Origin of the sequence: Pseudomonas sp. B6(2017) (assembly GCF_002112765.1) — a bacterium.
Taxonomy (GTDB): domain Bacteria; phylum Pseudomonadota; class Gammaproteobacteria; order Pseudomonadales; family Pseudomonadaceae; genus Aquipseudomonas; species Aquipseudomonas piscis.
Genome location: NZ_NEIQ01000040.1, coordinates 1 through 8,168 on the forward strand (window position 1 = coordinate 1; position 8,168 = coordinate 8,168).

At 68.0% G+C, this 8,168-nt stretch carries 1 protein-coding gene; it reads left to right on the forward strand.

What is annotated here, in order from left to right; genetic code table 11:
• A partial coding sequence (locus tag CAG11_RS32680) for an SDR family NAD(P)-dependent oxidoreductase (RefSeq protein ID WP_143494879.1) occupies positions 1 to 8,168 on the forward strand: 8,168 nt, incomplete at both ends.

Consider the following 8,168-nt stretch of genomic DNA (forward strand, 5'->3'; position numbering starts at 1 on the left):
GACGCCGGGGTCCTGGTGGAATACCCCGATGTGCGGAACATGCCCCCGCCACTCAAGACAACGGCAGCGCCATCACCGGCCGTCCCGTCCGGACAGTGGCCGCAGGTGGTAGGCCAATTGCTGCTGGGGGTGTTGGGCGAAGCCCGGGCCGAGGCCTATGGCGAGCACGTGCCATTGATGGAAATGGGCCTGACGTCGTTGCAGATGCTCGATTTGCGCCATCGCCTGGCGGAGCGCCTGGCCAGCCCGCTGCCGGCCACGTTCTTTTTCCAGCATGGGACCCCGGCGGCGATCATCGCCTATCTGCAAAACCACGGCGCCCCGGCCCACGAGCGAACCAGGCACGCGCCTCCACCGGCAGCCGAGCCGGCGCCTTGCACTCCCGGCCCCGGGGGCATCGCCATCGTCGGCGTGGGCTGTCGCTTTCCTGGCGGCGCCTCCTCACCGGAGCGTTTCTGGAGCCTGTTGCAACAGGGCGTCGATGCGGTTGGTCAGCGGGATGGCCTGGACGACGAGCCGGAGCGCGGTGGTTTCATCGAGGGGGCGCAGGAGTTCGACCCACGTTTCTTTCGCATTTCCCCCAGGGAGGCGCAGCTGCTCGATCCCCGGCAGCGGCTGTTGCTGGAAACCGCCTGGGAGGCACTGGAGCAGGCGGCGATCGCGCCAGGCAGCTTGCGTGGCTCCAGCACCGGGGTGTTCGTCGGCCTGATGGGACATGGCTATGACGTGCTCTTGCGGCAAACGGCGCAGGGGCACGAGTCCAGGCCGGCCTTCACCACTGGCAACGCGGCCTCGGTCGCCGCCGGGCGGTTGGCGTACTTCTTCGACTGGCATGGGCCGGCGCTCTCGGTGGACACCGCTTGCAGTTCATCGCTGGTGGCGATCCACCTGGCCTGTGAAAGCCTGCTGGGCGGCAAGTGCCAGATGGCCCTGGCCGGTGGCGTGAACCTGCTGCTGGATCAGGCGGAGTCCGAGGCCTTCCGCGCTGCCGGCATGCTCTCGCCGCGCGGCCGTTGCAGCACCTTCGATGAGGCCGCCGATGGCTATGTCCGGGGCGAAGGCTGCGGACTGCTGGTGCTCAAGCGTCATGCCGACGCCCTGGCTGCCGGCGACTCGATATGGGCGGTCATCCGCGGCAGTGCGATCAATCACGATGGCGCCAGTGCCGGGCTGACCGTGCCGAACCAGGCGGCCCAGCGCGTGGTCATCGAAGCCGCGCTGGCCCAGGCCAGCCTGGCCCCGCATCAGGTGCAGTACCTGGAAGCCCACGGCACCGGTACCCGCTTGGGCGATCCGATCGAGGTGCAGGCCGCCGCCCAGGCATTGGGGGCTGGCCGACAAGCGCAGCGTCCGCTGTTGCTCGGTTCGGTCAAGACCCAGCTTGGGCACCTTGAGGCCGCCGCCGGCGTGGCGGGGCTGATCAAGGTCATCCTCGCCATGCGTAAGGGACAGATTCCCGGGCAGCTGCATTTTCGCTCACCCAACCCGCAGGTGGACTGGGCCAACCTGCCGGTGCAGGTGGTCGACCGGCCGCGCCCGTGGTTCGCCGGCCGGCGGATTGCCGGCGTCAGCAGCTTCGGTTTCAGCGGCACCAACGCCCATGTGCTGCTGGAAGCCTGTGAACCACCGCCATCTGCCGCAGCGGATATTGCTGAGCCAGTGCTGATCCTGCTTTCGGCGCGGACCCGCGACAGCCTGCTGGCCAGCGCCGAACGCTTGCGCGCGGTGGTGACGGATGGCCGATTCGCCCCGGCGCAGTTGCGCGATATCGCCTACACCCTGCAGGTCGGGCGTGAGGCCATGGCTCATCGCCTGGCGCTGCTGGCCCGTTCATTGGCGGAGCTGGCCAGCAAACTGGCAGGGCTGGGCCAGCCCGGGGTCGAGGCTGGCGAGCTGTGGCAGGGCGAAGCCTCCCAGGATCACCCGCCGCCTGCCGATGCCCCGGCCAACGTGGCCCAGGAACGGCTGCAAGTCCTGGCGCAACGCTGGGTCCAGGGAGCCGTCGTGGATTGGACGCCCCTCTACACAGCACCGTTGCCACGCCGGATCGACTTGCCGACCTATCCGTTCGCCCGCCAGCTCTGCTCGGTACTGCATGGAAGCACAACAGGGAGCATCACCATGGAGCGTCAACCCCCACAGTCGCCAACCACCGCTTTTGCGGGGGACTCGTCCCTGCCCGGGCTCGATGACGGCAAGCCGCGCAAGTTGCAGTTGCGCGCCCTGGAGGATGGACCCGCCATCGAGCCCCCGACGCCGGCGGAGCAGGCCGCGCCGGTAACCGCGCAAGACTCGCCCATGACCGCCCAACCGGTCGCGGCGCCCCGTACCCCGGAGGTTGCCCCCCATGTGCAAGCCGAGCGGCGCGCGCTACTTGAGCGCGAGCTGACCACCAGTCTCGCCGCCGCGCTGTTCCTCGATCCTGGCGAGATCGGCCTGGATCATTTGTTCGTCGACCTGGGCCTGGATTCGGTGATCGGTGTCGAATGGGTCCGTGATCTCAACCGGCGCTATGGCCTGGCGCTGAACGCACCTGTGGTTTATCAGCATTCCAGCGTCAGGCGCATGGCCGCCCTGGTCGAGCAGACCTTGCAGCCCAAGGCACCGATCCAGGTTCAAGCGCCACCGACCTCGCTTGCCCCGCAGCCGACTGTCGCCAGGGCTGCGGCCAGCCCACAACCGCCTGCACCACCAGAGACAGCGCCAATACCAGCCGCGCCTGCACCTAGTGCGGCCGGGACCGCAACGGCCAGCGAAGGTATCGCCATCATCGGCATGTCCGGGCGCTATCCGCAGGCACCGACGCTGGATGCCTACTGGGACAACCTGGTGGCCGGTCGCGACTGCGTCGAGGAGATCCCGCCAGCGCGCTGGAGCGTCGACGACTACTACGATCCCGAGGCCGGCAAGCCGGGCAAGACCTACAGCAAGTGGCTGGGCCGGCTGGATGACATCGACTGTTTCGATCCGTTGTTCTTCAACATCTCGCCGGCGGAGGCGGAATGGATCGACCCTCAGCAACGCCTGTTCCTGGAGGAGGGCTACAAGGCCTTCGAGGACGCGGGGTATCCGCCGCAGAAATTGAGCGATGCCCGTTGCGGGGTGTACCTGGGCATCATGGGCCCCAGTGAATACGGCTGGCTGGCCCAACAGCAGCGCGGCGCGGCGGAAATCACCGGCAGGAGCGAGGCGATAGCCGCCGCGCGCCTGGCCTACTTCCTCAATCTCAAGGGGCCGGCACTGCTGGTGGACACTGCTTGCTCGTCGTCCCTGGTGGCCACGCACCTGGCCTGCCAGGCGCTGCGCGGCGGCGAAGCGGATGTCGCCCTGGTGGGCGGCGCCACCCTGTACCTGTCGCCCGAGATATACATGAGCATGTGCAAGGCCGGCATGCTCTCGCCCACGGGCAAATGCCGGACCCTGGACAACGCCGCCGATGGCATCGTGCCCGGCGAGGGCGTCGGCGCCCTGGTACTCAAGCGCCTGGCCGATGCCGAGCGCGATGGCGATCGTATCCACGGTGTGATCGTCGCGTCGGGCATCAACCAGGATGGCAAGACCAACGGCATCACTGCGCCCAGCGCCAGCAGCCAGATCGCCCTGGAGCGCGAGGTGTACGCCCGCCACGGTATCGATCCGCGGAGCATCTCCTATGTCGAGTTGCACGGTACGGGAACCAAGCTGGGCGACCCGATCGAGCTGACAGCCCTGGATACGGTGTTCCGGGAACGGACCGAGCAGAGCAATTTCTGCGGCCTGGGTTCGGTCAAGAGCAACATCGGCCATACCACGGCAGCAGCCGGGGTCGCGGGGGTGCACAAGGTACTGCTGCAGATGCGCCACCGTGAACTGGCGCCGACCCTGCACTTCGCCACGCCGAACGAGCATTTCGATTTCGCCCGCTCGCCGTTCTTCGTCAATACCCATCACCAGAGCTGGCAAGTCGCCGCTGGCCAACCGCTGCGCGCGGCAGTCAGCGCCTTCGGCATCAGCGGCACCAATGCCCACGTAGTGATCGATGCCTACCAGCCGGCTGTCGCACCGGCGGCCGCCGAGGCGGGTGCCCCGGCGCTGCTGGTGCTGTCCGCGCAACGCGCTGACCGCTTGCAGGAATACGCCAAGGCGCTGTTGCGGTTCATCGAGCAGCAACCGCGACTCGACCTGGCGGCCCTGGCCTACAGCCTGCAAACCGGCCGCGCGGCCCTGGAGCAGCGGTTGGCCTTCGTCGCTACTTCGCTGGAGCAGGTACGCCAGGCGCTGCGCGACTTCATCAGCGGCACGCCATCGGCATGCCTGCTGAGCGGCGAGGTGGCGACGGCCAAGGATGCCGCTTCGGTGTTGGCCGGCGAAGAGGAGTTCCAGCAGCTGCTGGTCAGCCTGTTGGAGAAACGGCGCCTGCAGAAGCTGGCCGAACTCTGGGTCAGAGGGGTGGTGATCGACTGGTCGTGCTTGTATGGCGCCGATCGTCCGCGCCGTCTGTCGCTGCCGACCTATCCCTTCGCCCGGGAGCGCTATTGGGTAACGCCCCAGGCGGCGACTGGTTCAACGCCAGATGAGCGGGCGGTCCTGCACCCATTGCTCCACTGCAATAGTTCGACCCTGCACGAACAGCGCTACAGCACCCGACTCTCGGGCAACGAATGGTTCGTTCGCGAACACCGGGTGGCCGGGCAACCGGTGGTGCCGGGGGTGGTGCAACTGGAGTGGGCCCGCGCAGCGGCGGCCCTGGCCAGCGAACTGCCAGTGGGGCAGACGATGGTGCTGGAGGAGGTGGCCTGGTTGCGCCCGCTGGTGGTCAGCCAGCCGCTGCTGGTGCATATCGGCCTGGTGGAAGAGCCGGGGCGTGGGGTCCGTTATGAGATCCATAGCGGCACCGGCACGCAAAAACTGCTTTATAGCCAGGGCTGGGTGCGCCCCGCGAGCGGGCAACCAGCGCCGCAGGTCGACCTGGCCGCCGTAGGTGCGTCATGCCAGTCGCAGGTGGACGCAGCGAGCTGTTATGCGCGCTTCACCGAACAGGGCCTGGAGTACGGCGCGGGGTTTCGCGCCCTCAAGGAACTGCGCAGCGGTCCGCTGGCAGTGCTGGCGAGCCTGGCTGTGGCCAGCGCGGCACCGGGCTATACCTTGCCCCCATCCCTGCTGGATGGCGCATTGCAGGCTGCCACTGGCTGGCTGGCCAAGCCGGCGCTGCAACTGCCATTTGCCGTGACCCGGGTCGAACAGTGGGGTCCGCTACCGAACCCAGCATGGGCGGTGGTGCGGCACACCAGCGGGGAACAGGGCGCAGGGCAGAGCTTCGATGTCGACCTGGTGCACGCCGATGGCCAGGTGGCGGTGCGCTTGAGCGGCTTTTGCTGTCGCACGCCCGCGCAACCAGAGCTTGCGGGAGAGCTGACCCTGGCCCCGCGTTGGCAAGCGCTAGAGGCCGTGAGGACCATCGCCGATACCCAGGACCAGCATCTGCTGGAAGTTCCAGGAGCGATCGCTCGCCAATGGGGCACGCCCGATGGGGCGGCAGCCTGTGCCAGCTGGTTGGGCGCCAGGACCGGGTTCGACCATCTGCTCTGGCATGTGCCGCAGGGCCAGCCCGGGGTCGCACGGATCGGCCTGCAGCTGGTCCAGGCGCTTTTGGCCCTGGACTACGGTAGCCGGCCCCTGGCGTTGACGGTGGTCACCCGCCAGGCGCTGCCGGTTCTGGCCGCAGAAACCGGCGATCCAGAACAGGCCAGTGTCCACGGGCTGATGGGTTCGGTGGCCAAGGAATATAGCCATTGGCAGGTGCGCGTGCTCGACCTCGCCGGCCAGGCCCCCTGGCCTTCGGCGCAGGCTGGCCCGGATGTGCCAGAACTGCCGGGGGAAACCCTGGCCCTGCGCGACGGCCAATGGTATCGCCAGCGCCTGGTGCCCTGCGTACTGCCGGACGTCGGCGACAGTGCGCTGCGCGAACGGGGGGTCTACCTGATCCTCGGTGGTGCCGGCGGCCTGGGCACGGTCTTCAGTGAATACCTGATCCGTCGCTACCAGGCCCAGGTGATATGGCTGGGCCGCCGTGAGGCCGATGCGGCGATCGAGGCGCAACGGGCGCGCCTGGGCAGCCTCGGCCCCACGCCGCTCTACCTGCGGGCGGACGCCAACGACCGAGCGGCGCTGGAAGCCGCCGAGCAAACCGTTCGCCGCCGTTACGGCGCGGTGCATGGCGTGGTGCACGCCGCCATCGTGCTGGAGGATCGCGGCGTGGCGCAGATGGCCCCCGGGGTATTCGATGCCGCGCTACGGGCCAAGGCGGCCACCAGCGAGAACCTCGATGCGGTGTTCGGCCGGCAAGACCTGGATTTCATGCTGTTTTTCTCATCGATGCAAAGCTTCATCCGCGCCCCGGGCCAGGCCAACTACGCCGCCGGTTGCTGCTACGCCGATGCTTTTGCCCTGGGCCTGCGGGAGCGGCCATACCCGGTGAAGATCATAAACTGGGGCTATTGGGGCAGTGTCGGCATAGTGGCCAAGGCCAGCTATCGGCAGCGCATGGAGGCGGCCGGGATCGGCTCGATCGAAGCACCACAGGCCATGGCGCTGCTGGAGCGCCTGCTGGCCAGCCCACTGCCACAGCTGGCGTTCTTCAAGGCCCGGCATGCGCAAGCCGCGAGCCAATGGGCAGTGGCGGATGATCGCCAGTTGCAGATCAACGCGTCGGTGGCCCCGGTGATCTTGAATGGCGACGCCTCGCTTGGCCTGCCGCAGCGGGCGGCTCCGGTGCTGGCCGAACTGGAGCGCGCCCTGGCGCAGCTGCTACGTAATCTGCTGGCCCATCAGGGCTGGGAGCATGGCCCTGCAGGCCTGGCTTCGGCCTACGTCGGTTGGCGCGAGGATGCCCTGCGCCTGCTGGACGCCAGTGGCCAGGCGCAGGCGGCGACGGACTGGCCTGGCGCCTGGCGACAATGGGAGGCCGACCGCGAACGCCTGCTGCAAGGCCCCGAGCAGGCCGCGGTGCACAACCAGATCCGCTTGCTCGATGCCGTGCTGCCGGCGTTGCCCGGGATACTGCGCGCAGAGTGCGCGGCCACCGCAGTGCTGTTCCCGGGCGGCAGCGTGGAGCGGGTGCAGGGTATCTATCGCGGCCATCCACTGGCCGACTACTTCAACGCCGTGCTGGCGGAACAGCTGCTGGCCTATGTGACACAGCGCCTGGCCGCTGATCCCCAAACACGGTTGCGGATCATCGAGATCGGCGCGGGAACCGGCGGCACCAGCGAGCGGCTGTTCCAGCACTTGGCGCCCTATGCGCAGGCGATCGACGAGTACTGCTACACCGATGTGTCAGAGGCATTCCTGGCCCATGGGCGTGAGCAGTACGGGGAGCAGGCGTCGTACCTGCGTACCGGCAACCTGGACATAGAACGCGATCCACGCAGCCAGGGTTTCGAACCCGGGCACTACGACGTGGTGGTAGCGGCCAATGTCCTGCATGCGACGCAAGACATCCGCCGCACCCTGCGGCACGTCAAGAGCCTGCTGCGGGGCAATGGCCTGCTGTTGCTCAACGAACTGACCCAGGCCAGCCTGTTCACCCACCTGACCTTCGGCTTGCTCGATGGTTGGCGAATGGCGACCGACGTTGCGCTGCGGGTTCCCGGAACCCCGGCATTGGCGCCATCGACCTGGCGGCAGGTGCTGGAGCTCGAGGGTTATGGCTCGCTGAACCAGCCGGCGGCAGCGGCCCATGGCCTGGGCCAGCAAATCGTCACCGGCATCAGCGATGGGGTGATCGAGTTCCAGGGCGAGGCAGCGCGGCAAGCAGGGCATGAGAGCGGCGACAGTGCTGCCCGGGAAACTTGCCCAGCAAGCCCGGCGCCGAGCTCGCAGCCAACGGACTTGGCGCAAGAGCGCGGGATGCCGGTGCGCCAGGCGATCCACGAGGCGCTGTTGGAAGTGCTGAAACTCGACCGCGCCCGGGTGCAGGAGGACCAGGCCTTTGCCAACTACGGTGTGGACTCGATCACCGGCATCACCTTGATCAACGCGCTCAACCAGAAGCTCGGCCTGCGCCTGCCGGTCACGGCACTGTTCGATTTTCCGTCGCTCAGGGCGCTGGCCGAGCATATCCAGCGCACGTACCCGTCCCTGGAACAACAAACCAGCCGTGCCGAGGCGCCTGCCGCCAGGCGGCCGGT